The 22,317-nt window shown below is 52.1% G+C and carries 18 protein-coding genes; 7 read left to right on the top strand and 11 right to left on the bottom strand.

What is annotated here, in order from left to right; translation table 11 throughout:
* Positions 1–103: 103 nt before the first annotated feature.
* A complete protein-coding gene (dnaG, locus tag L855_RS07215) occupies positions 104–2,110 on the bottom strand; it encodes a DNA primase (RefSeq protein WP_159791012.1) in 2,007 nt (668 codons plus the stop codon).
* Positions 2,111–2,904: 794 nt separating this feature from the next.
* The gene (locus L855_RS07210) at positions 2,905–3,207 is read right to left on the bottom strand and encodes an RNA recognition motif domain-containing protein (protein WP_159786089.1); all 303 of its coding nucleotides are present in this window, start codon (positions 3,205–3,207) and stop codon (positions 2,905–2,907) included.
* Between the two features lie 384 nt (positions 3,208–3,591).
* Between L855_RS07210 and L855_RS07205 the strand changes: the two genes are divergently transcribed.
* The gene (locus L855_RS07205) at positions 3,592–4,986 is read left to right on the top strand and encodes a hypothetical protein (protein ID WP_159786086.1); all 1,395 of its coding nucleotides are present in this window, start codon (positions 3,592–3,594) and stop codon (positions 4,984–4,986) included.
* Positions 4,987–4,989: 3 nt separating this feature from the next.
* Here the strand turns inward: L855_RS07205 and L855_RS07200 are convergent, their stop codons facing one another.
* A complete protein-coding gene (locus L855_RS07200) occupies positions 4,990–7,038 on the bottom strand; it encodes a PhoX family protein (RefSeq protein WP_159786083.1) in 2,049 nt (682 codons plus the stop codon).
* Between the two features lie 177 nt (positions 7,039–7,215).
* On the opposite strand from L855_RS07200, the gene L855_RS07195 reads away from it, so the two are divergent.
* Positions 7,216–8,406 carry a family 10 glycosylhydrolase gene (locus tag L855_RS07195; RefSeq protein WP_159786080.1) on the top strand — a complete coding sequence of 397 codons (1,191 nt, stop codon included), beginning with the start codon at positions 7,216–7,218 and terminating at the stop codon, positions 8,404–8,406.
* Positions 8,407–8,742: 336 nt separating this feature from the next.
* Here the strand turns inward: L855_RS07195 and L855_RS07190 are convergent, their stop codons facing one another.
* The 7 genes from L855_RS07190 to L855_RS07160 all read right to left on the bottom strand — a co-directional run bounded on the left by L855_RS07190 (position 8,743) and on the right by L855_RS07160 (position 16,973).
* Positions 8,743–10,083 (bottom strand): 16S rRNA (cytosine(967)-C(5))-methyltransferase, encoded by a 1,341-nt coding sequence (locus L855_RS07190; protein ID WP_159786077.1) that lies wholly within the window; start codon positions 10,081–10,083, stop codon positions 8,743–8,745.
* Between the two features lie 56 nt (positions 10,084–10,139).
* Positions 10,140–11,657, bottom strand: a complete 1,518-nt coding sequence (locus L855_RS07185) for a phytoene desaturase family protein (protein ID WP_159786074.1) — start codon at positions 11,655–11,657, stop codon at positions 10,140–10,142.
* Between the two features lie 52 nt (positions 11,658–11,709).
* Positions 11,710–12,345 (bottom strand): Maf family protein, encoded by a 636-nt coding sequence (locus tag L855_RS07180; RefSeq protein ID WP_159786071.1) that lies wholly within the window; start codon positions 12,343–12,345, stop codon positions 11,710–11,712.
* Between the two features lie 45 nt (positions 12,346–12,390).
* On the bottom strand, positions 12,391–12,945 hold the full coding sequence (psbP, locus tag L855_RS07175) for a photosystem II reaction center PsbP (RefSeq protein ID WP_159791011.1): 555 nt from the start codon (positions 12,943–12,945) through the stop codon (positions 12,391–12,393).
* 122 nt (positions 12,946–13,067) lie between these two features.
* Positions 13,068–13,760 (bottom strand): ATP-dependent Zn protease, encoded by a 693-nt coding sequence (locus L855_RS07170; RefSeq protein ID WP_159786069.1) that lies wholly within the window; start codon positions 13,758–13,760, stop codon positions 13,068–13,070.
* A gap of 116 nt (positions 13,761–13,876) precedes the next feature.
* On the bottom strand, positions 13,877–14,905 hold the full coding sequence (locus tag L855_RS07165) for a TPR end-of-group domain-containing protein (RefSeq protein ID WP_159786066.1): 1,029 nt from the start codon (positions 14,903–14,905) through the stop codon (positions 13,877–13,879).
* A gap of 127 nt (positions 14,906–15,032) precedes the next feature.
* Positions 15,033–16,973 carry a tetratricopeptide repeat protein gene (locus tag L855_RS07160; protein WP_159786063.1) on the bottom strand — a complete coding sequence of 647 codons (1,941 nt, stop codon included), beginning with the start codon at positions 16,971–16,973 and terminating at the stop codon, positions 15,033–15,035.
* Between the two features lie 289 nt (positions 16,974–17,262).
* On the opposite strand from L855_RS07160, the gene ilvC reads away from it, so the two are divergent.
* From ilvC to L855_RS07145, 3 genes are all read left to right on the top strand, one after another.
* Positions 17,263–18,264: a ketol-acid reductoisomerase gene (gene ilvC, locus L855_RS07155; protein WP_343039246.1), complete on the top strand. Its 1,002-nt coding sequence runs from the start codon at positions 17,263–17,265 to the stop codon at positions 18,262–18,264.
* A gap of 565 nt (positions 18,265–18,829) precedes the next feature.
* A protein-coding gene (locus L855_RS07150; protein WP_219729886.1) for an IS1 family transposase occupies positions 18,830–19,539 on the top strand; the annotation gives its coding sequence in 2 pieces (ribosomal slippage) (positions 18,830–19,127 and positions 19,127–19,539; 711 coding nt in all).
* Positions 19,540–19,746: 207 nt separating this feature from the next.
* Positions 19,747–20,007 carry a Txe/YoeB family addiction module toxin gene (locus L855_RS07145; RefSeq protein ID WP_159786057.1) on the top strand — a complete coding sequence of 87 codons (261 nt, stop codon included), beginning with the start codon at positions 19,747–19,749 and terminating at the stop codon, positions 20,005–20,007.
* Between the two features lie 123 nt (positions 20,008–20,130).
* Here the strand turns inward: L855_RS07145 and L855_RS07140 are convergent, their stop codons facing one another.
* On the bottom strand, positions 20,131–20,667 hold the full coding sequence (locus L855_RS07140; protein WP_159786054.1) for a phycobiliprotein lyase: 537 nt from the start codon (positions 20,665–20,667) through the stop codon (positions 20,131–20,133).
* A 321-nt stretch (positions 20,668–20,988) separates the two neighbouring features.
* Here L855_RS07140 and L855_RS07135 point away from each other — a divergent pair, with 321 nt between their 5' ends.
* Together L855_RS07135 and L855_RS07130 are read left to right on the top strand one after the other, a co-directional pair.
* Positions 20,989–21,555, top strand: coding sequence for a phycobiliprotein lyase (locus tag L855_RS07135; protein ID WP_159786051.1), 567 nt, complete (start codon positions 20,989–20,991; stop codon positions 21,553–21,555).
* Between the two features lie 197 nt (positions 21,556–21,752).
* Complete coding sequence (locus tag L855_RS07130) at positions 21,753–22,316, top strand: phycobiliprotein lyase (RefSeq protein ID WP_159786048.1); 564 nt, start codon at positions 21,753–21,755, stop codon at positions 22,314–22,316.
* The last annotated feature ends 1 nt before the right edge of the window (position 22,317 follow it).

Below are 22,317 nucleotides of genomic sequence, written 5' to 3'. Positions count from 1 at the left end.
GAGAGGGAATAGGGAACAGAGAACAACGTAGGGGCGTACCCTTGTGGTCGCCCTAGGCAGTAGGCAGTAGGCAGTAGGGGGGAGAAGGGAACAGGGGATGACTCTAGGAGGGGGGAGGGAGGGTTAGACTGACGAGTTCGGTGAGGTGGGTTTGGCGGGTGCGATCGAGGTGATCCATGTGCCGTTTTTCGGCGTAGAGTTGGTCTTGATACTCACGGGCCTGTTGGGGATGGTCTCGGGGATCGGTGTCTTGCCATAACTGGAGGAGGCGACGATAGCGTTTTTGGCAGATGGTGCGTTCGATCGCCGCTGTGGCGGAACGGACGGCTAGGGCAGTTCGTTGCATGGCAAGTTCTGCGAGTTCGCTGGGCTGGAATAGGGGGGTGACTTGTTGCAGGATGGTGGACTCGTCGGGATAGTGTTGTTGTAGCTTTTGAAATAATACCCCAGCATCGTCTTGGGGGTTGGGGGCCAGGGCTTCTAAATGTTGCCATAACCAACGATGGGGGGCGAGGCTGAAGTGAATGTCTCGGGTTTCGAGGTCTGCGATGGCGGCGATGATGAGCGATCGCTCGTCGGGACAATGGAGATAGGCTTGCAGGAGTAGGGCTTCGGCCTGTTCGATGAGGGCGCGATCGCTGTCGATGGGTAGTTGTAAGTCCGCATCCTCGTCGTGGTCTTCGGGAATGTCCTCAAGTTCTGGGGCCTGAGTCTCGGGAGTGGGGGGGCGATCGCTGGGTTTAGAGTGCTGTTTGGCTTTGTCTCGGCTTAAGGAACGTCGTAAGCGAACGCCGAGGTTTTCTTCGAGGAGGGGCACTCGTCGGGAATCCCCTTGACATAGGAGTTGGGCGCAGTGGTGAATATAGTGGGTGCGGCTGGTGGAGTTTTGGAGTTGGCTGAGGAGGTCTACCAGTTGGCGCACCACTTGCTGATAGACATCGGCTTGGCTGAGATCGCGATCGCCGATAATTTGTTGAATTTGCCAGTCAATCCAGAGGGGGGCCTGTTCGATGAGTTGGAGATAGGCCTCGGCGGATGAGGTTTTGAGAAATTCATCGGCATCTTTGCCCCCAGGAACTTGTAAAATTCGCAGTTGCACCATGCCCCGATAGGCAAGGTTGGCCACCTCTCCAATGGCCCGTTCGGCGGCCCGGGTTCCGGCTGCGTCGGCGTCGAAGTTAAAGAGGACTTGTTTGGATTCGCTGTAGCGTAGCAGTTGTTTGACTTGGCTTTCGCTGAGGGCAGTTCCGAGGGAGGCGACGGCTTCGGAGATTCCGGCGGCGTGGAGGGCGATCGCATCGAAATAGCCTTCGACCACGACGGCGCGATCGACTTTAGCAATGGTTTGACGGGCTTTATCTAGGGCGAAGAGGGTTTGGCCTTTATCAAATAGTTCAGTTTCGGGGGAGTTGAGATATTTCGGCTGTTCATCTCCCAGACTGCGCCCGCCAAAACCAATCACCCGGCCGCGACTGTCGTGGATGGGAATCATGACGCGATTACGGAAGCGATCGTAATGGCCACTGCCCCGTTTCCGAGGAATAATTAAACCAACGGCTTCTACGAGTTCGACGGGATAGTCTTTTTGCTGAACAAGATACCCATACAGCGTATCCCAGCCTTCAGGTGCATAACCGAGTTCAAAGGATTGCAGGGTTTCCTCACTGAAACCTCGTTCTTGTTTTAAGTATTGTAGGGCGGTTTCTCCCTGGGGTTGATGGAGAGCATGTTGAAAGAAGCGAGCGGCGAGGGCGAGAATTTCGTGGAGTTGTTCCCGCCGGGACAGGGTGCGTTGGAAGTCGTCTTGTTTGTCGCGATCGAGGGTGCGAACGGGGACGTTATACCGTTGGGCCAGGTCGAGAACAACATCGGAAAAGGAGGCTTGTCCAGTTTCCATTAAGAAGGTAATGGCATTGCCCCCTTTGCCACAACCGAAGCAGTAAAACATCTGTTTACTAGGGCTAACGGTAAAGCTGGGGGTCTTCTCTTCATGAAAGGGACAGAGGCCTGCGAAGTCTTTCCCCTGTTTTTTTAACACCACTTGTTCGGATACGACATCATAAATGTCCATCCGTTGTTTCACGTCATCAATGGTATCGGGATGCAGCATCGTTCTAAAGGCAATAGGCAGTAGGCAATAGGCAATAGGCAATAGGCAATAGGCAATAGGCAATAGGCAATAGGCAATAGGCAATAGGCAATAGGCAATAGGCAATAGGCAATAGGCAATAGGCAATAGGCAATAGGCAATAGGCAATAGGCAATAGGCAATAGGCAATAGGCAATAGGCAATAGGCAATAGGCAATAGGCAATAGGCAATAGGCAATAGGCAATAGGCAATAGGCAATAGGCAATAGGCAATAGGCAATAGGCAATAGGCAATAGGCAATAGGCAATAGGCAATAGGCAATAGGCAATAGGCAATAGGCAATAGGCAATAGGCAATAGGCAATAGGCAATAGGCAATAGGCAATAGGCAATAGGCAATAGGCAATAGGCAATAGGCAATAGGCAATAGGCAATAGGCAATAGGCAATAGGCAATAGGCAATAGGCAATAGGCAATAGGCAATAGGCAATAGGCAATAGGCAATAGGCAATAGGCAATAGGCAATAGGCAATAGGCAATAGGCAATAGGCAATAGGCAATAGGCAATAGGCAATAGGCAATAGGCAATAGGCAATAGGCAATAGGCAAGACCCCCCCTACTGCCTGCTGTCTGCTCCCTGCTGCCTTCTTCTCCCCTGTTCCCCGTTCCCTGTTTCTCCCCCCATTAAAAATAGCGCAGACGCAACGTCCACGCTATATCAAGTAGCAAATTTTAAAATCGCTATCTTTTAAATATCAGAGATTTTCTTAAAGGGGCCGTGGCTAACCAGGCAGAAGGGTTAACACTCAACCGTTTAGTAGCGACCGCCACCCCCACCGCGTCCACCAGAATAGCCTTGACGAGAACGATTGTTTTCACGAGGCTTGGCTTTGTTTACACGCAGTTGGCGACCCATCCATTCTGCACCGTTGAGAGCTTCGATCGCTTTGTCTTCTTCTTCATCCGAAGACATTTCGACAAACCCAAATCCGCGAGAGCGACCAGTTTCCCGATCAACCGGGATTTGAGTCCTTTTGACTGTGCCATACTCACGAAAGACCTCTTCAAGATCTTCTTGAACCGCGTCGTAGGACAGATTACCGATATAAATTGACATGGAGCAACTCCAGGAACCGAGAGAAGGAAAAGACACATGTTCACAAACGTCGGCTGATGCCTGTCGCTACAATTGATGTTTCCACCATATTGACACGGCAACACAACTACCGTTGAACGGATGTCTAGGCACACTTTAGCATAGGTTTTCAGAATCTGGTAAGGTTATTTATTTTTTGTTATCTCCCCTCGGGAGTATTAACCTTAAAGGCTGATGGGGTAACGGTTTGGTCAATTCAGCCTAGGGTTCAATGGCAAAGCGATGTAATACAATGATCCCATCCCAGACGCTAAATCCAGGGTAAAAATCGGCTAAAGGAATCAGTCAACTCCGGTGGAGTTGTGGCTGGCTCAACTGTCAACTGTTAAGGATTACGTGAGAACAATGCACAGCACTGCCGCTTCTTCAACGCCGCAAGGCTACCCCTCTCGCCGAGGGCCGGTTCCCTCTCGTCCGGCTGCGGGAACGATGGACCCCTCTTCCTCTGGATTAGATCGCCCGTCGCTGACGCTGGCCCTGGCGACGCTGACGGCCGGAGCCTTGGCCCTGCTGGGCATTGGCTGGGCTTTGAGTCGCCCCTGTGTCTTGGGGGAATGTCAACGATTGTTGATAGTTGAGGAGAATAGTCGGGAGTTGTTAAATGAGTTGACGGAGTCTCCTTCGACGGAAACCTTGGTGACGGCTCATGAGAAACTTGAGGCTGCTAGCGGTCAGTTGGAGGGGATTCCACCCTGGTCTCGTTATCACCGTCGCCGCAGTCAGCTTCTGGAGAGTTTGGAACGGCGATCGCAACAGTTACAGGCGGCGCGATCGCCCTTAGGCTTGGGCTATCAGGCGGCCCTGTTGAGCCAGAATCCTCCCCATAGTATTGAGGAATGGCAACGGATGGAATCCCTCTGGCTAGAGGCGATCGCCGAGTTGGAAGCGATTGATCCTGAAAACCCGGCCTACACCCTGGCCCGGACTAAACTACGGGAGTATCGTCAGAATTTGGCAACGGTTCAGCAGCGGGCCATCCTAGAGCGACGGGGTGCTGAACAAATCGAGGCGGCGCAACTGGCGGCGGAGGTCGCCCGGACTCAGGAAACTCAGGCGCGGGATGTTGACACCTGGGAACGGGCCTATTCCAGTTGGCGTAATGCCATTGGTGCCCTCATGCGTGTTCCCGCTCAGACGACGGCCCAACGGGATGCGCGTCAGTTATTTCAGAGTTATGGCCCCCACCTCAGCACGGCCGAACAACGCCATCGTCAAGAACAGGTGGCTCAGCGTTTACATCAACAGGCCTTACAACTGGCCGATGAGGCCCGTGTCGCTCAGGATGCCCAGCAATGGGAGGCGGCGATTACGAAATGGCAACAGGCCCTCAGCTATGCGCAACAGATTCCTCAGAATACTGCCTACAGCGACCAAACTCAGCCCTTGATGCAGGCCTATACCAATGCACTGGTACAGACGATCGCCCGTCAAGAAATTTCCGATGCCATGAACCGGGCCCAGCGAGACCTACAGCGGCTCTGTCAGGGGTCGCCCCAGATTTGTGAGTATCAAGTGAGCCGCGATCGCCTCCAGGTGAAACTCCTCCCCGATTACGTCTCCCGTATCCAAGAACTCCACCGCCAAGCCAATCAGCAAAACAATGAAGCGGCGAAACAGCAAATTAATCAGCATGTCCGTCGCTTCATTGATGGCTTAGAACTGGTGAGTCTCAATACGGGCATCGGTCTGACGGTACTTGACCCCGAGGGGGAAGACATCGCCCGCTTTTCAGGAACTTAGGGTCTAGGTTCCAATCACCCCACCATCGACCTTCGTAATGACCACCGTTGCTGAACGGGGGTAGAGGGTGGGGGAATGGTCGGGCCAACGGGAGGTTACAGAACCGGCCGCGAAGGCCTCCCCTGAGGTGGTTGCACCGGGATGTTGCACATTGATAAACAGGGTGCGTTGGTCTGGGGTGGAGACCACTCCCGTGATTTCTTGGCCGATAGGGCCGGTTAAGAAGCGGCGAATCTCCCCGGTGTCGGGGTCGGCGGCTAACATTTGGTTATTGCCGAATTGAGCGTGCTTTCCTTGATTCATGACACTCTCGCTGATGTCGGTTTGAATCCAGAGACGGCGATCGAGATCGAACCACAGACCATCAGGAGAGGCAAAGATATTGGTCTCGTCTAACCCCTTTCCTTGGAGGGTTTCACTGTCATCCTCAGGGCCCGCCAAGACGAATAACTCCCACTCAAAGCGAGTCGCCGTGGGATTGTCCCCTGCCTCACGCCAACGGATAATATGGCCCCAAGCATTATCAGGACGGGGATTTGCCGCATCGACCTGGTCTTCGGTTCGCCGGGTATTATTAGTGAGGGTCAAATAGACGGCCCCCGTCTCCGAGTCCACCGCTCCCCATTCCGGACGATCCATTTTCGTCGCACCCGCAACATCCGCCGCCGTACGAGTATTGACCAAAACATCCGCCTGACTCGAAAAGCCATTTTCCGGGGTCAGTTGCCCCTCCCCAAACACCAGCGGCAGCCATTCCCCGCTTCCATTCTCATCGAAACGCGCCACATAGAGGCGACCGCGATCGAGTAACTCCCCGGAGGCCGTCGCCGGGTTGTAGGGGTCCGTTGAGACATACTTATAGACATACTCAAACCGAGCATCATCCCCCAAATAGCAGACTACCGGTTGGCCCGGAACCGCCGGCTGAAACACCACCCCTTCATGGGCAAAACGACCTAAAGCCGTGCGTTTCTTGGGCGTATCGTTCGGGTTAAAGGGATCGACTTCTACCACCCAACCAAAGCCATTGGCCTCATTCCGATAATCCTCTTGAGGACGATTTCCCCGAGGGGAGACATCAAAACGAACATACTCATCCCCTTGACTCTCGGCCCGTTCCCAGCCGTAACGAGACATCTCCCGTCGCACACCGTAACGAGTTTGCTCCCGAGGTAGACTGGCTTCTGGATCACCATTGCGGAAATAGGCCGCCCAATTCTCCTCACAGAACAGATAGGTATTCCAGGGAGTGACCCCATGAGCGCAGTTATTCAGAGTTCCCCGAGTCGCCGTTCCCTCAGGACTATAGCGAGTTTTCAGGAACTCCGACCCCCGAACCGGCCCCGCCAGTTCCATAGGGGTTAACCCCGTAATACGGCGATTGTGAGCATCTCGCACCACCTCCCAGGCGCCATTGTCCTGTTGGCGAATGCGGACAATACTAATGCCATGAGCGTTGAGTTCCTTGAGAACCTGATCCGTATCTCGGGGTCCATCGGCGTTCATGGGGACTTCGCCCGCATTGAGAGTCAGCCCCACCGCCGCCGCATGGAGAAAACGGGGTTCAATATATTCGTGATTTAAGACTAACAGGCCATCCTGGGAACTCCCGGCATCAGGAGATTGTCCCTCAATGGGGAAGAAGTGCATCCCATCATGATGTTGGCCGATTTGCATTCCTTGGTCTCGACCGCTGTTGCCGAGGTCGTAACTGGGGTAGGTTCCGGTGATGGGTTCCCCCCAGGGAATCAGGGTTTGCACCCGGTAGCCCTCGGGGACGACAATGGTATCGGCTTCGCTGACAGAAATCGGGCTGAATCCCAATTTCCCCGTGGCCGCAGTGGCGGGGGTTCCCGTGAACAGAGACCCGAGGCTAGGCCGGGTTAAGACCATAGCGACGGCTGCCGAGAGTCCTCCCCGCAGGACTTGGCGTCGTTTAAGGCGACTGTTTAGAATGTGACTAAAGGCGGGGTTGTGGGAGCGGTTACAGATGGGTTCGTCGCCGTTGTCAATGGTGTCAGTTCGGCGCTGGGGTGTTCTCGATAGGGGCACAGAATTGTTCCTCAGATGATAGTAAATCTAGTATATTTGGGAACGTTAACCGGTGAAGGTTATGGAGAGACTAAGGGAATTTAAATAGCCCTGAATCCTGTTCCCATGGAACTCCTGCAATAATGATTAAATCCTGTGACGAAATCTTGACAAGTAAACCTAAACTTAGTAGCTTCTATGGCTAAATCTAGGCAAAACTCCAAGGGATGTGGTTGTGGCTGTGCCAGTATCCCGTTCTCCGTGATGTTTCTCATCCTAGCTGGGGGGATTTGGCTGTTTACCCAGCGAGATAATTTGGATATTAGCCGTGTTTTGCCCAGTGGTTTAACGGTAGAGGTTCCCGTTTTAGGGTCCATTCAGATTACGGAACCCTCACCAACCCCCAGTCCCATCTCTGAAACAGCACCTCCCCAAGCCTCTCCTCAGCCGTCGCCTCCGCCTGACGCGCCTATAGCCTCCCCTCCATCCCCGGAGACTCCTTGGGAGAGCAAACCCATTCGAGGGATGTATTTCAGTCGCTATCAGGTGACGAATAATGCCAGTGAGACGACGATTCGGGAGCGGGTTCGCTATTATCGCGATCGCGGTATTAATACCCTCATTCACGGAGTGTTTGGCAATGGTTGTGCCATGTACCGCAGTGATGTGATGCAAGCTAAACTCGGCTATGATAGCTGTCCTAATGAGTTTGAAGACCAATGGCTAGAGTGGCTCATTGATGAGGCGCATCAGCATGATATGGAAGTTCATGCTTATTTTGAGAAAGGGATTAAGCTCGACGAAAATAGTCCCATGTTTGACAAAGCCGTGGAGCGGGGTTGGATTGTGCCAGGAGTGGACCGTACTCATCCGGGGGTTGACCATTATGTTCTCAACGTGGGAATTCCTGAAGTGGCGAGATTTTTTACCGATATTGTCGTGGAGTTTGTGGAGAAATACCCCAAGATTGATGCGGTGCAATGGGATGATTATTTAGGCTATCATGCCGAGTTACCGGGACAGGTCGATCGCACCCCTAAACTCACGAATTTTGTGCAGACAATGATTCGGGAGATGAGGGAGGCCAATCCCAATGTCAGCTTTGATATTTGCCATCACAATCCCTATTGGGCAAAACAGTATTTTGCGGCAGATTGGGAAAGTTGGGATATTGACCGAGCCTTTATTCAGGTGTATGGGGATGAGAATTTTGAGGATGAAATGGGCTATGTAATTGCCAATGATGGGATTTCGATTACAGAACGGCAATTACACCGTTTAGAGGCATTGGTAAACGATCCCGAGATTGACAATCTATTGTTTTTCCCCCTCTCAGGACAACCTCAGGAGATGGCGGAGGATATTTATGAGTTAGTCCAAGAGTTATAGGTAGGGTAAACGCATCAAATCAAGAAGGGGAATTTGATAAGGGTCGAGAAAGAGAAGCCGCTAGAATTTCGAGTAGAAACTGGTCATCGAGACCAGCTCGGTAACGCTTCATCTTCAAACTACCTCGACCTGGATGCCGCCGCAACAGATTCACCGCCAATCGCCTCAAGATACTGATGGGCAACGAGAGGAATGTAGCTAACCAATTGGAGTTTAGACGTTACAGGAAATTAAATCTGAACGAGATGCGGCCCAAGCGGAACGGGATGCAGCCCAGGCCCAGGCCACACGCCTCGCCCAACGCTTACGGGAACTTGGAGTGAACCCGGATGACCTTTAAGTGTATCGCCGCCGCAATTTGACCATGAAAAAGCCGTCACTCTCATGGCGATGAGGATAGAGACGGACTCCTCCAGACTCAGTGACCGGTAGGTTCCAGTCCTTGGGGGGAGGTTCTGCCGTCCAGTTGGGATGACTGTCTAAAAAGGGTTGAATCACCCCCTCATTTTCCACATCACTGACAGTACAAGTGGCGTACACCAACACCCCACCGGGTTTTAGCCAAGGGGCCGCCGCCGTCAATAGGTTCCCTTGCAGTTGGGCCAACTCGACAATCGCCTCTGGGGTTTGTCGCCAGCGTAAATCGGCGCGACGGTGGAGGGTTCCTAAGCCAGAACAGGGAACATCTAAGAGGACGCGATCGCACTGGCCCCTAAACTGCGTCAGGTCGCGACTATCCCCCAAAACCGTCTTCACTGACTGTAACTGCAACCGCTGACAATTTTGTCCCACCTTCTTTAAACGCGAGGCCGTACGATCGCAGGCCCAAATCTGACCGCGATCGCCCATCAACTCGGCAATATGAGTCGTCTTCCCACCGGGGGCCGCACAAGCATCGACAATCATCTCCCCTGGCTGCGGATTCAAGAGATGACTCACCCATTGGGCGCTGGCATCCTGCACCGTCCACCAACCCTCTTGATAGCCTGGTAGCGCCTCGATTTTGCCCGATGAAGGCAATTTTAACCCTTGGGGCAGATTGGGCAGCTTCTCGACCCCAATACCTGCCTCTAAGAAGCATTGTTCCACTTCCTCTCGGGTCGTTTTTAGGGGATTGACTCGTAAATAGAGTTGAGGGGGTTGATTAAACCAGTGACAGAGTTGTTCCGCCTCGCCGATTCCCAACGACTCAGACCACTGTTGCACAATCCAGTCTGGGTAACTATGACGCACCCCCAGGCGAGACACAGGATTCTCCGGCAGGGAAATGGCCAGAGGATTCTCGGGGCTGCGTTGGCGCAAATACTGGCGTAAAATGGCATTCACCACCTTAGCCAAGCCTCCCAAGCCTTGAGTCTTCGCCAGTTCCACCGTACTATCGACCGCTAACGCCTCGGCCACGCGATCGAGATAGATGAGTTGATAGAGTCCCAGACGTAATAAAACTCGTAACTCCGGGGCTTGTTGGTTGGCCGGTTTCTTGGCAAACTGGTCAATGACCGCATCGAGCGATCGCCGTCGTCGAACGACCCCATACACCAACTCCGTCGCCAAGGCGCGATCGCCCCCCGTCAAGCGCGACTTCGCCAACTGTCGTTGCAAGGCCACATCCGCATAGGTATCCTTGCGTTCAATCTCATTCAACGCCATCACGGCCACCTGACGGGGATGACTCACAGCAATTCTCCTAGAAGGCAACAAACCCCCAGCCTCCTACACCAAACCCCCCCGCGTCAAGCCAAACCCACCTGTTTGAGGAGTTGTAAGGTTTGCTGGGGTGAAACGAGACTATTGGCGCAGAGAATCCCCGATGCCGCCACCGCCGGAACCCCAATTCCGGGCATGGTCGTGTCCCCGACGCGATACAATCCCGGCAGGGGGGTGTGATTGAGGGGAAAAATGCCTTGAATTGGTGGAATCCCCGGGCCATAGGTGCCTTGATAGCGCCGTAAAAATCGCTCATGGGTAATCGGCGTTCCCACCATCTCAAACTCAATGCGATCGCGGATATCGGGAATAATCCGTTCTAAGGCCCGATACAGAGACTGCGATCGCTGCTGTTTCCGTTCCTCATAGTTAGCATCGAGTTTCCAAGACTTATAGGGTTCGAGAGTATAACAGTGAAGGCTGTGATAGCCCGGTGGGGCCAGGTTAGAATCCCAAACCGAGGGAATCGACACCATACAGGTATTTCCCGGGACATTCACATCTAGGGTATTGTCCAACAACACCACATGATGTCCCCCTAACGAGTCTAACCCGTCGGCACGGATACCCAAATAGAGGTGCATAAAGCTATTGAGACGGGGTAATTCTAAGGCTTCTTTTCGATAGCCAGGGGGGAGATGATGGCCACTGAGTAACTTGCGATAGGTATCCCAGACGGTGGCATTGGAGATAACAATGGGGGCCTTGAGGATGTCACCATTTCGTAGCCGCACCCCCGTCACCTGGCCCGACTCCACTAAAATCTTCTCCACATGGCTGCGTACCTGTAAACTTCCGCCCCATTTCTCTAACCCCGTAATCAAGGCCTGTACGATGGCCCCACTTCCCCCGCGCGGATAATCGACCTTGGTGTGATGGCGTTCCCCATACATAAACGCCATTTCCGGGGCGATGGTTCCGTAAGACTTCAATCCCGACAGGAGGAAGCATTCCAAATTCACAGTACGCCGTACCCAACTGTTGCGGACACAGGTATCCATGATTTCCCCAACCGTTTTTTGGGTTAACCCGGCGATGGGGAGGAGTTTTAACAGGGCCCCAGGATAGTTTTGTAGGAGGAAGGGTAAGGCTTGCCAGTCACTGCGGAGGGCGAGGGTGGGAATCTGGCGTATACCGTTGTAGAGTTTATTGAGACGGCGTTCGAGTTCCCGATATTCCTTCGCCCCATGGGGAGTCACCTGGGCAATCTCCTCATAGTAGCGATCGCGATCGCAGTACACGGGAAAGGTTCCATCGGGGAAATGATACTCTCCCAGAGGATCGTAGGGAATAGTGTCTAGGGACACCTCTAACGCATCGAGAACCTGACGCAAGGGATTGAGGCTAGGGCCCTCCCCTAAGCCACAAAAAAACGAGGGCCCTGCATCAAAATGAAAGCCCTTACGGGAAAATCCATGGGCGGCCCCCCCCGGCAGAGTATGACTTTCACAGACAATTACCGACTTTCCATATCGCGCTAGGAGGGAACCGGCGACTAATCCACCGATTCCACTCCCAATCACGACGACTTCTGCATCAGTCATGCTCTACCCAGGTTTTATGTGATCAATTCCGCGTTACCGTGGAGCTATTGGGTTACCACAATGTCTCTAAGTTATAGCCGAGTTCAAGCAGCATCCGTCGAAACAGGGGCAAACTCAAGCCGATAACATTGCTGTGACAACCTTCAATCTTCTCAACAAATAGACTTCCTCGGCCGTCAATAGCAAAACATCCGGCACAGTTGAGGGGTTCCCCAGTGGCGACATAGGCCTTAATCTCCGAGTCACTCACCTTGGCAAAATGCACCTTTGTCACCTCGCAATTGACTAAGGTGATGTTCTGAGAGACATCGACAATGGCATGGCCCGTATAGAGTTCGCCCACTTGTCCCCGCATCAGTTGCCAGCGGGCGATCGCCTCGTCGGGGTTGGCCGGTTTGCCATACACCTGATCGTCCAAGACTAACACCGAGTCACAGGCTAACACCAACACCGACTCTGGCTCTTGGGGATTGGGCGCATGGGGGGCAATATCCCGGCAACGAATCCCCGCTGCAATGCGTTCTCCCTTCAGTTGGGCTAGGGTTTGCACGAGGGCCACCGGATTACTCAACTGAACCTGAGATTCATCTAAATCACTGGGACAGACAATGGGGTCAATCCCTGCACTACGCAAGAGTTGCCGACGGGCGGGAGAAGCAGAGGCGAGAATCAGAATGGGGGAACTCATGGGACAATCCTGCGCAAGGGGATAACGGAGACAGTCGTCTAAGGGTTAATAGACAAAGAACGAACGAGCGACAATCCGCAGTTTATCCTGAATGTTTTGCCAACGCCGTTCGGTTGTAGACACATTCAGGGTAAAGAGTTGACCGCGAGAAATGGCGATGCTGGCAATGTTATGACGCAGTTGATCCGGTAAGGTGACCGCATATTCCAGAATATAGTAGGTTTTGCCATCTTCATCCTGTCGGGCTTGGGCATCGACCAATTCTGCCACGCGATCGCTCCCCTCGGGGGCGATGGCCCGTTTGGAGAGTTCATAGCCGACTTCGGTGGGGGTTCCTAACTTTTCCAGGGTTTCTCCCGCTGCAACGGGATTCATAATCACCGTGAGATTTTCGCTTTGTTCGATGAGATCATGTAACACCACATCCGGCGCGAGGTTAGACGCATCCATCTCAATCCATTCGTTGGGATAGAGGAAGCGATAGCCGTCATAGCTATCGGTGTAGGAGGTTAACCCACTACTTGGGGAATTACTGCACCCAGTCAGGGCCACGGCGATGACTACCGCAAGCATCGCTACCAGTCGTTTAAACCCGGTCATGACGTTTTCCAAATCTTGTTTATTATTGTTGCTCGGTTTGGCAGTGGTGACCGGATCAATCCGGTCGAGACTACCCGTCCACTCAACCATCGGACGAAACAACCACCCCCGTCAAGAGGCGATTAGGAGACGGCTGGGGTGAGATGCTGTTGGATGAGATCGCAGCATTCCTGAACGCTTAGTCGTTGAGACATGGCTTCAACTAAGGCATCATAGGCATCCCGATGGCGATCGATGAGGGTTCGCGCCTGTAAAATAGCCCAGCGTTCTCGGGCTTCGCTATCACCAACCACGGGACGTAACTGACGCAAGACTAAACGCAGTTGCTGGCGATCGTCAATGCCACCTCGGGCGCTATCTTCGTCAAGTTCTTCGGCCGCAATCCCCGCCATCCAAACCATGGCATAACGATTTAACTGTTGGGCCGAGAGTTGTCCCTGACTGAGTTGAGAGAGTAATTGACCATCGTCGAACTGAACGCCTCCCCGTCCGGTTTGTCCCTGTTTGAGGGCTTCCCAGGCGCTGAGGCTATAGTTGGCGATGGGCACATCCAGGAGATAGGCCACCAGAAAATGGCCCGCTTCATGGCGGATCACTCGCTGGCGGCGATCGCTGGTATTGGCCCCCAACCAATCCAGGACCACCAGTCCTCCCTGACCTTGGAAGCCCAACTGATCCACCGTCGCCAATCCCAAGACGACAAAAACGGTGGCCGCGGGATACAGGGGCGATAGGTTCAGCATCGGTCCCAAGAGGGAAAACATGGTTAGGCTAAAAATGCCGATCGCTAAGACGTTTAAGGCAAATTGACTCATAACGGTCTATCAAAAATAGTTTGTTTGAGTCTATTCTACCGAGTTGTCAAGTCCCTGTTACAAAATGATACGGTTTTAGCCATCCATGACCCCGGCAATTCCCGAGACACCTAGACCTAATTGACAGCTAGGGCCGTCTGGAAGGCGTCTTGTTCCCGGAGACTGGCGAAGGCCTCACTCTCTTGCGCCTTTTCTTTCAGGCTAGGGTTGAGATGAATCGCTTTTTTAAGATTCTCAATCGCCGGTTCCTGATGGCCCACCAGGGCATAACAGCGGGCGATGCCATACCAAGCCTCAGCGCAATCGGGGGCGACTTTAACCGCCTCAGCATAGGTCGCTAGGGCTTCTTCAAGGCGTTGTAGGGTGACCAGGAGCGTTCCTTTGGCACAATAGGCCTCAGGATGGCGTTCATCCACCTCAATGGCGCGATCAAAGGCGGCGATCGCCTCCGTGTATTGTCCATTGGCTTCAAGTTGTCGCCCTTGCATCATCTGGAGTTCCAGGACATCCTGTAAACGTCCATTGAGCCGATCTTGCAATTGCATTGAGTTCTCAATGGTATGACGGGCATTGGACATGACATTTTGCACCGACAGGGCCATGGAGACCATATCCTTCAGTTGTGCCGGTTCTGCTGCCGCAGTGGCTGAACTCGATGGGGCCGCAGTGGCAAAATCTGCTTTTAATTCGCGACTGACTTCTGCTTTCAACTCATGTGAGAGATGGTTTTCCACCTCATCCACCACTTGAGATACCATTTCTTGGCGCATCCACCATAAGAGAGCGATTCCCGCAATGGGGAAGAGGATTAACAGCAACAGGAGAATATTTAATAGGCCAAATGTCCAAGCAAAGTTGCGATCAACGGCATCATTGATGGCATCACGAACCACTGAACTATTGCGTAAACGATTCTCAATTTGCCAGTCTAACTCGGCGTTGGGGTCGGCTGGGGCTGGGGCAATAAAGGACGGTTCTGCTGGGTCTTGAGGAGTTATGGGGGCAGCGGTTTCTGGGGGGGCTGCTTCTGGGGGGGCTGCTTCTGGGGGGGCTGCTTCTGGGGGGGTAGGGTCTTGAGCGATCGCCCCTCGGGGAGAAATCAACAGTAGAGAGAGAACAGCTAGGATGTAAGATTTTTGAATCATGGTAACTCGTTAATTATGAATGTTTAAGAGCAGGGGTAGATTCTCCCCTATTGCCTGTTGCTTGTTGCCTATTGCCTGCTGCCTATTGCCTGCTGCCTATTGCCTCTTGCCTCTTGCCTATTCCCCCCTACAACAACAACTGTTTAAACCGTTCATCTTGGCGAATCTCATCGAAAATCGAATCCACTTGGGCCCGTTCACGATAAGGATGGGGTGAGAGACGCAGGGCCTCTTGCAAGCTTTCCAAGCAGGGGGCAACAAACCCTTGCGCACTATAGCAACCAGCCCTGTTATACCAAATCTCTGGGATAGCGGGCTGTAGGGCGATCGCCTCATCATAGGCCGCGATCGCCTCATCATACCGTTCCAGTTGGGTTAAAAGTTGTCCTAAATAGTACCAAGTGGGGATATCACTGGGTTGAATTTCTGTACCCCGTTGGTAGGCCCGGATGGCTTCGGGGTAGCGTTCTAGGGCGGCCAGAGACAGCCCCTGATTGCGATAGGTATCAATATTATCTGGGTTGAGACTGCGGGCTTTGTCAAAACAGCGTAGGGCATGTTCATGGAGATCGGCCCCGGCGAAGGCTAAGCCGCGATTGTTCCAGGCTTCGATGTAATCGGGTTTCAACTTCACCGCCCGATTATAGGAGGCGACGGATTCCTTATAGCGTTTCAGTTCCATTAAGGCTAAGCCGCGATTGTTCCAGGCCTCGACGTAATCGGGTTTGAGTTCCACAGCGCGATCGTAAGCGGCTAGGGCCTCCTCATACTGTCCCAATTTGGAAAGAGCGCCCCCTTTGTTGTTCCAGGCTTCAGGATAGTCAGGATAGATATTGAGGGCGCGGTTATAGGCGGCGATCGCCTCGGGATAGCGTTCTAAATGGAACAGGGCACTTCCCTGATTACTCCAGGCCTGATGGTAGTCCGGCTTCAGTTGCACGGCTTGTTGATAGGCAACGATGGCATCGCTATAACGACCACTAAAGAACAGGGCATTGGCTTGACGGCAAAACTCCGCTGCACCCACTTGAGGCGGCTGAGGTAGCCGTTGAGGCTGTTCAGGTTGGCGCACCGGTTCTTGTTCCGGGATGCGATCGCCTCGGGCATTGCCGTTGAGACGGTTCTGGGAGGCGGTGGCGATCCCCTCCTCCCCGCCACGATAGGTAACGGGAGGCTGAGTTACCCTCTCTGGGGTTGTGGGGGGCGCTTGTGAGGTCTCCTCCTCCTCGGAATCGTGGTCTAAAATGGAGTTGACGGACAGGGGGGCTGTATTACTAGGAGGGTCATCCTCATCATCTTCCTCTGAGTCGAGAATTGAGTTCAGGGATGGGGGCGGTTCCTCCTCTTCTTCCTCCTCTGAATCGAGAATTGAGTTAAGAGATGGGGGATCGTCCTCCTCATCATCATTAGACTCCATCACCTCATCCTGTGACAGGTGAGAGTCGGCGGGGGGAGAATCATCTCGAAGTATCTCCAAGTCATCCGCCTTAGAAGACTCCCTCGCTGCTGAGATCCCCTGAGAAGACCTAACCTCTTGTAAGTTGTCCTCTTGTAAGTTGTCCTCTTGTAAGTTGTCTTGATCAGCACGGTGATCTCTAGGCTGAGAACTGATCGTAATCTGGCGTTCGGCCCCTACAGGAACCCGGGGAAGTGGCTCATGGATCTGGGTTTGAATTTGATGTAAGACGCTGTGGGCCTCATTCATCATCCCCAGTAACTCCGCCATGGCATCATTTTTGATACTGTCAATTTCCTGGGCGTAGGCATTGGCGCGGGCTTCCAGGCGGTTGAGAATCAGCCAGACGGCGATCGCCCCCAACAAGGGAAGTAGGGCCAAAACCACGAAGACGGCTGTAATCGCGGGGCGTTGGGCGGCCATGGCCCGTTCAATTTGGTCATCGATGCGATCGCGTAAACTGACACTATTGGCGATCGCCCGTTCCAGATTTTCCTGAAAACTCTCCTGGGCCCGAAACTGTTGCAATTCCTGGGCCTCAGTTTCCGTGACGTTCGGAGACTCCTGCCCCTGAACCAGGCTGCCGGAACCAGACACCAGGACAACCGCCATGGCTGTCACTAGCTGAGTCGCAAACTGGATAGAATACCGCCCGAGCCTCATATCCTTTGTCCCTCTCTCGAACCGTTTTCGCAGGTCACCTGTCCATGTTCTGTAGTTTAACCCCTTATCCTCCCCAACGCGGGCGATCGCAGAGGAAACTTACAACCCCGAACGGCCCGACCACTCTTTGATACAATAAAAGATTGTGTTTTCTATCTAACGCTGAATCCTCAACGATTCACCACAGCGGCAGCATTCCTGTGATAGTCAGCCGATTCACCGAATTTTTCAAGGAGACGTGCATATGGCTCGCATGTACTACGACCAAGATGCGAATCTGGACAGACTCGCCGATAAAACCGTTGCCATTATCGGCTATGGTTCCCAAGGGCACGCCCATGCCCTTAACTTAAAAGATAGTGGCGTCAATGTCATTGTTGGCCTCTATCCTGGCAGTAAATCCGCCCCCAAAGCCAAAGATGCCGGACTAACGGTGTATCCTGTGGCTGAAGCCGCCGAAAAAGCCGATTTAATCATGATTCTGCTCCCCGACGAGGTGCAGAAAACCGTTTACAAACAAGAAATTGAGCCTAACCTGAAAGACGGGGATATTCTCGCCTTCGCCCATGGATTTAACATCCATTTTGGTCAAGTGGTTCCCCCTGAAAACGTCGATGTGGTCATGATTGCCCCCAAAGGCCCCGGCCATTTGGTGCGTCGCACCTATGAACAAGGGGAAGGCGTTCCCTGTCTGTTTGCCGTGTATCAAGATGCTTCTGGACAGGCCCGCGATCGGGCTATGGCCTATGCAAAAGGCGTTGGTGGAACCCGCGCCGGTATCTTGGAAACCAGTTTCCGGGAAGAAACGGAAACCGATTTATTTGGGGAACAGGCTGTTTTGTGTGGTGGCTTAAGTGCCCTCATTAAAGCTGGGTTTGAAACCTTGATTGAAGCGGGTTATCAGCCAGAACTCGCCTATTTTGAATGTCTCCACGAAGTGAAACTGATTGTGGACTTAGTGGTTGAAGGTGGTTTAGCGACCATGCGCGACAGCATTTCCAATACTGCGGAGTATGGCGACTATACCCGGGGTCCTCGGGTGGTAACTCCTGAAACCAAAGCCGCCATGAAAGAGATTCTCAGCGAAATCCAATCGGGACAATTTGCGCGGGAATTTGTCTTGGAAAATCAATCGGGTAAACCTGGATTCACGGCTATGCGTCGTCAGGAAGCGGAACATCCCATTGAGGAAGTCGGGAAAGACTTGCGGGCGATGTTCTCCTGGTTGAAGAAAAACTAGGAACTCCGTTGGGTGCATCTCATTCTAACCCGGCTGTTTACTCGTGATTGGCCCGGCCGAGATGCACCTCATTTTTTGATTTCTGCATTATTTTTTTCAAAAACTAGCTAGTCGCTTATACGATTTTCATGCTTCAGGCTACTTAGAAGCTTTTCTGGAACGGGCTTTTAGTCTTTTCTGCTCAGTTCTTTCTAACGTTTGCTTCTCCTACAGCCAAAATCCTTATCTAGCAACGCTTACAATCACACCGTAAATATTTATCTACAACGTAGTTAGCCCTGCTTGGCATTTTAAAAATTATTACGTTACACTAGGGGCCAGGTTAACCTTCAGTTTTATGTAACTCACATAAAGTTTAGGCTTCTAGTCGCTGTCTAATTAGTGGTTGGATGGCAGCCCCTACTCTATTGATGGGGTATTGAAGCTACTTAGTTACTTTTAGACAGTATAGAGGGATGGAAGCGTATGACTAGATATACGCTCCCTCTACTATGCAAAATAGGGTAGTACTAGAGAGGTAATGATGGATTTGTTAGGATGATCATGAAGCGACAGAACAACCCCCATGCCTCATTGCCCTGATTGCGATTCTAAGCGAACCGTCAAAAATGGCCACATCCACACGGGCAAGCAACGGTATCTATGCCGTAACTGTGGTCGTCAGTTTGTCAAAAACCCAACCAATAAGGTCATCGACACCCCGACTCGCGAACTCATTGACCGGCTCTTGCTAGAACGCATCCCGATGGCTGGAATTGCCCGGGCGGTTCAGGTGTCTGAGCAATGGCTGCAAGACTATGTCAACTGTAAAGCCGCCCAGACACACAGGCAAGTCACTGTCAGTCCAAAAAAAAAGGGCCGATGACGGTGCAATGTGATGAACTTTGGTCGTTTGTGGATTACAAGGGCAACAAACAATGGGTCTGGTTAGCTCTCGATGCCGAGACCCGTGAGATGATCGGCGCTTATGTCGGTTCTCGCGCTGCCGAGAGTGCGCAAAACCTCTGGGATTCCCTACCCACAGTCTATCGGCAATGTGCTGTGATCTACACTGACGCTTGGGAGGCTTACCGGCAGGTGCTGCCGAGCAAACGACACCGGGTCGTCAGTAAGTCGAGTGGCAAGACCAGTTACATTGAGCGGTTCAACAATACCCTCAGGCAAAGAGTTTCACGCTTTGTCCGACGCAGCTTAGCCTTCTCCAAGAGTCTACGGAATCACATTGGCCTCCTGTGGAATTTTATTCACCACTACAACGCATCATTACCTCTCTAGTACTACCCGAACTTTTTGGAAAAAATAAAATCTCAGTTTGGAGATAGAGAAATTGAGATTTTCGTCTCAGAGTTTGAAGACGAAACCGAGTATTTATTGAAATCTGACGAAAATAAGTCTAGGCTTTTACGGGCGATTGATAATGTTGACAAGAATCAAAATTTAGTTGAAGTGACGTTTGATGACTAATGTGAGTCCTGTTGCTTTATGAATCGGCGAGTCGTTTTTGAGTTTTCGGCGTTTGAAGATTTTAATAGCTGGGCGGTTGAAAATAAAAAAATATACCGAAAAATTGTTAAGCTAATTTATGATATTGACCGCTCTCCAAAGCAGGGACTAGGGAAGCCTGAAGCTCTGAAACATGATTTGCAAGGCTACGGGTCAAGACGGATTGATAAAGAACATCGTCTTGTCGATCGCGTTAGCCAAGAAACCATTACGATTATTTCCTGTAAGTATCATTATTAAGTATAAGTGACTCTCACAGGCGGCAGAGCCGCCAAATCCCCATGTCATGGCTGGAGCCATGACACGAGGCTAAATGAGGCGAGATGACACGAGGCGACGAGGTGAGAACGATGAACGTTTTGACTAACGCCGGGTTTCTAGGTATTGGCCAATCATGAGTTCTTCTCCATCACGACAAATTACCGTCTGACGGGTGCGGTATTTCTCACCAATAAGTTTCAGTTCTTCCTCAAAACTGGAATTGTTGTACTCAGTTTTTAAGCACATGGTTTCGGGATTGGTGAACCAGAAATCGGCGATAACGGGTTTAGGAGTGGCGAAACCCCGATCGCGATAGAGAATGTCTCCGCGAACCCCAAACACGGTTTTTCCCCGACTGGGTTTGCGACTAACCCCCTCATAATGACTTTCCCAGGTAACACGACTCCCACAGAGAAAGGGATTGTCCGACTCAAGTTGGTGGCGTTGCGCGAGTTCCTGTAACAACTCCCGCTCGGGTTCGAGAAATTCCACTGTAATTTCGCTAGTGACTTCTTGGGTTTCGCCGCTGGTTAAGCTGTAGTAGCGACGTTGGGATGTCCACTCCCCGGCGCAGTTGCGGAAAAACTGCTCGGCGAGAGCTTCAGCGGTTAACGGTTGATGTTGGAGAGATACAGTCATGGAACCTCACAGAAATAGGTGCGGGATAGGATGGAGAGGCGATCGCCCTGGCCGATCTTGACTTCAATCTTCTGGATAGTGTTCCAGGACGATTGTCAAGTAACCTAAACCTAGCTTAATAGAAATCAATCAACTGTAACAATTGAGACGGACACTATCACTCCCAGTCTGAGATGTCGGAACCTCAACTGGGGTCAAGGCCGTCGAAGCCAGATAAGGGGATGGTGACAGGAGAGCTTTGGAGAGACTGTTTAGTTTGAACGGTTTTAGGAAAATTTAAGTAAAATTTAAGGAAAAGACGAAGAATTTCTCATGTATCCTATGGAACTTAAGACTTTTCAGGCGTTTTTTGATTGCTGTGTTGGCAATTGGAGTACCGAACGCACCTACCACTATATGACTCGTCAGGAGGTGGAGCGATCGCACACGGACTTTGTCATCACCCCCCTTTCAGGGGATCTCAAACTGAAAGTACTGCGGGATAACGCCTATCCTATCCCAGACAAACTCGATCCTCTTCCCGGCTATCACCTCGAATTTGCCACAGTCTCTGAAAGCGGGGAAGAAGTCGAACAACAACTGAATTTGCTGTTTGTCCCCACCGAAGACCTCGGCAACCATATTGAAGGGGATTACCTGCGCGATCGCGCCTACGAAGAAGACCGGCCCATTATCTCCCACTTCCGCTTCCACAACAGCACCCGGGAACTGTTAATGACCACCCGCTATGCCCGAGTCATCGCCGTAGACTCCATTACCCTGATTCATCCCGAACTGCGGATTCGCAAAATTCTCAGTTACGAGCGTCCTGAAAAGAACCAACCCCCAGAAAATGTGGTTCTCGTTGGTTTTGGCGTGGAACAGAAATCGTCCAATTCGCAAAAATAAGACAATTCATACTGGACAACCAAGATTGACAAAATGGCTTTAAAACAAGCACTTTGGGATTTATAAAGTCTTATTTAGTCCGACTAAAACTCTAGAATTGATTCACAAGTTGCCACTAAGCCACTATTGTAGAAAGGCGAACAACCGTAGCCTGCCGCTGGGGTTAGTTTCTTCTACCAATCTGTTAAGTCCGACGGATGAACATTAGCAAATTTTTCCGACTCTCCTTGGGGGTGTGGCGATCGCAGCGAACCGGTCATAACCACGAACTCAGTCACGTCGAAGATGTCCAGTCCACCCTAACGGCCACCCCATTGGCCTTAGATGAGCCGCAACTGGTCAACGCCTGTCGCGACTCGGCGGTTGATATCTATGACATCAGCTCGCCGTACCGAGTCGATCAAGACTATCAGGCTCGCTTTACCCATTGGCAACAGAGTCATAGCTATTTGGTCATTCCCATTCCCAACCCAGATAACGCCAATCTGGGAACCCTCATCCATAGCTATCTCGACTTAGACACCCCAGCGAGTCGGGGAAACTATGAATTACGGCCCGACGGAACTCTCATGGTGCGGATGGTGGAAGAAAACGCCATGCGTGAGGAACGGATCTGGTTTCCTTCCGCCAACTTGCGGCTTCATGTCTCCATGATTCGGCCGAGCGATCGCGCCGTCACTACCACTATCTTTACCTCCGATGTCCGCACCAGTCCCGCATCAGCCATGACCGATAACCCAGCCATTGCCTTGCAACGTTAGA

The organism is Sodalinema gerasimenkoae IPPAS B-353 (assembly GCF_009846485.1).
GTDB lineage: Bacteria > Cyanobacteriota > Cyanobacteriia > Cyanobacteriales > Geitlerinemataceae > Sodalinema > Sodalinema gerasimenkoae.
Note: the sequence above shows the minus strand (reverse complement) of the source record. Positions and strands in the feature narration are given on the sequence as shown.

Excerpts from the sequence above, each read along its gene's own strand:
- L855_RS07145 (WP_159786057.1), top strand. The coding sequence starts at position 19,747 with ATGAATCGGCGAGTCGTTTTTGAGTTTTCGGCGTTTGAAGATTTTAAT.
- dnaG (WP_159791012.1), bottom strand. The coding sequence starts at position 2,110 with ATGCTGCATCCCGATACCATTGATGACGTGAAACAACGGATGGACATT.
- L855_RS07185 (WP_159786074.1), bottom strand. The coding sequence starts at position 11,657 with ATGACTGATGCAGAAGTCGTCGTGATTGGGAGTGGAATCGGTGGATTA.
- L855_RS07135 (WP_159786051.1), top strand. The coding sequence starts at position 20,989 with ATGGAACTTAAGACTTTTCAGGCGTTTTTTGATTGCTGTGTTGGCAAT.
- L855_RS07205 (WP_159786086.1), top strand. The coding sequence starts at position 3,592 with ATGCACAGCACTGCCGCTTCTTCAACGCCGCAAGGCTACCCCTCTCGC.
- L855_RS07160 (WP_159786063.1), bottom strand. The coding sequence starts at position 16,973 with ATGGCGGTTGTCCTGGTGTCTGGTTCCGGCAGCCTGGTTCAGGGGCAG.
- psbP (WP_159791011.1), bottom strand. The coding sequence starts at position 12,945 with ATGACCGGGTTTAAACGACTGGTAGCGATGCTTGCGGTAGTCATCGCC.
- L855_RS07180 (WP_159786071.1), bottom strand. The coding sequence starts at position 12,345 with ATGAGTTCCCCCATTCTGATTCTCGCCTCTGCTTCTCCCGCCCGTCGG.
- L855_RS07165 (WP_159786066.1), bottom strand. The coding sequence starts at position 14,905 with ATGATTCAAAAATCTTACATCCTAGCTGTTCTCTCTCTACTGTTGATT.
- L855_RS07130 (WP_159786048.1), top strand. The coding sequence starts at position 21,753 with ATGAACATTAGCAAATTTTTCCGACTCTCCTTGGGGGTGTGGCGATCG.
- L855_RS07170 (WP_159786069.1), bottom strand. The coding sequence starts at position 13,760 with ATGAGTCAATTTGCCTTAAACGTCTTAGCGATCGGCATTTTTAGCCTA.
- L855_RS07195 (WP_159786080.1), top strand. The coding sequence starts at position 7,216 with ATGGCTAAATCTAGGCAAAACTCCAAGGGATGTGGTTGTGGCTGTGCC.
- L855_RS07140 (WP_159786054.1), bottom strand. The coding sequence starts at position 20,667 with ATGACTGTATCTCTCCAACATCAACCGTTAACCGCTGAAGCTCTCGCC.
- L855_RS07210 (WP_159786089.1), bottom strand. The coding sequence starts at position 3,207 with ATGTCAATTTATATCGGTAATCTGTCCTACGACGCGGTTCAAGAAGAT.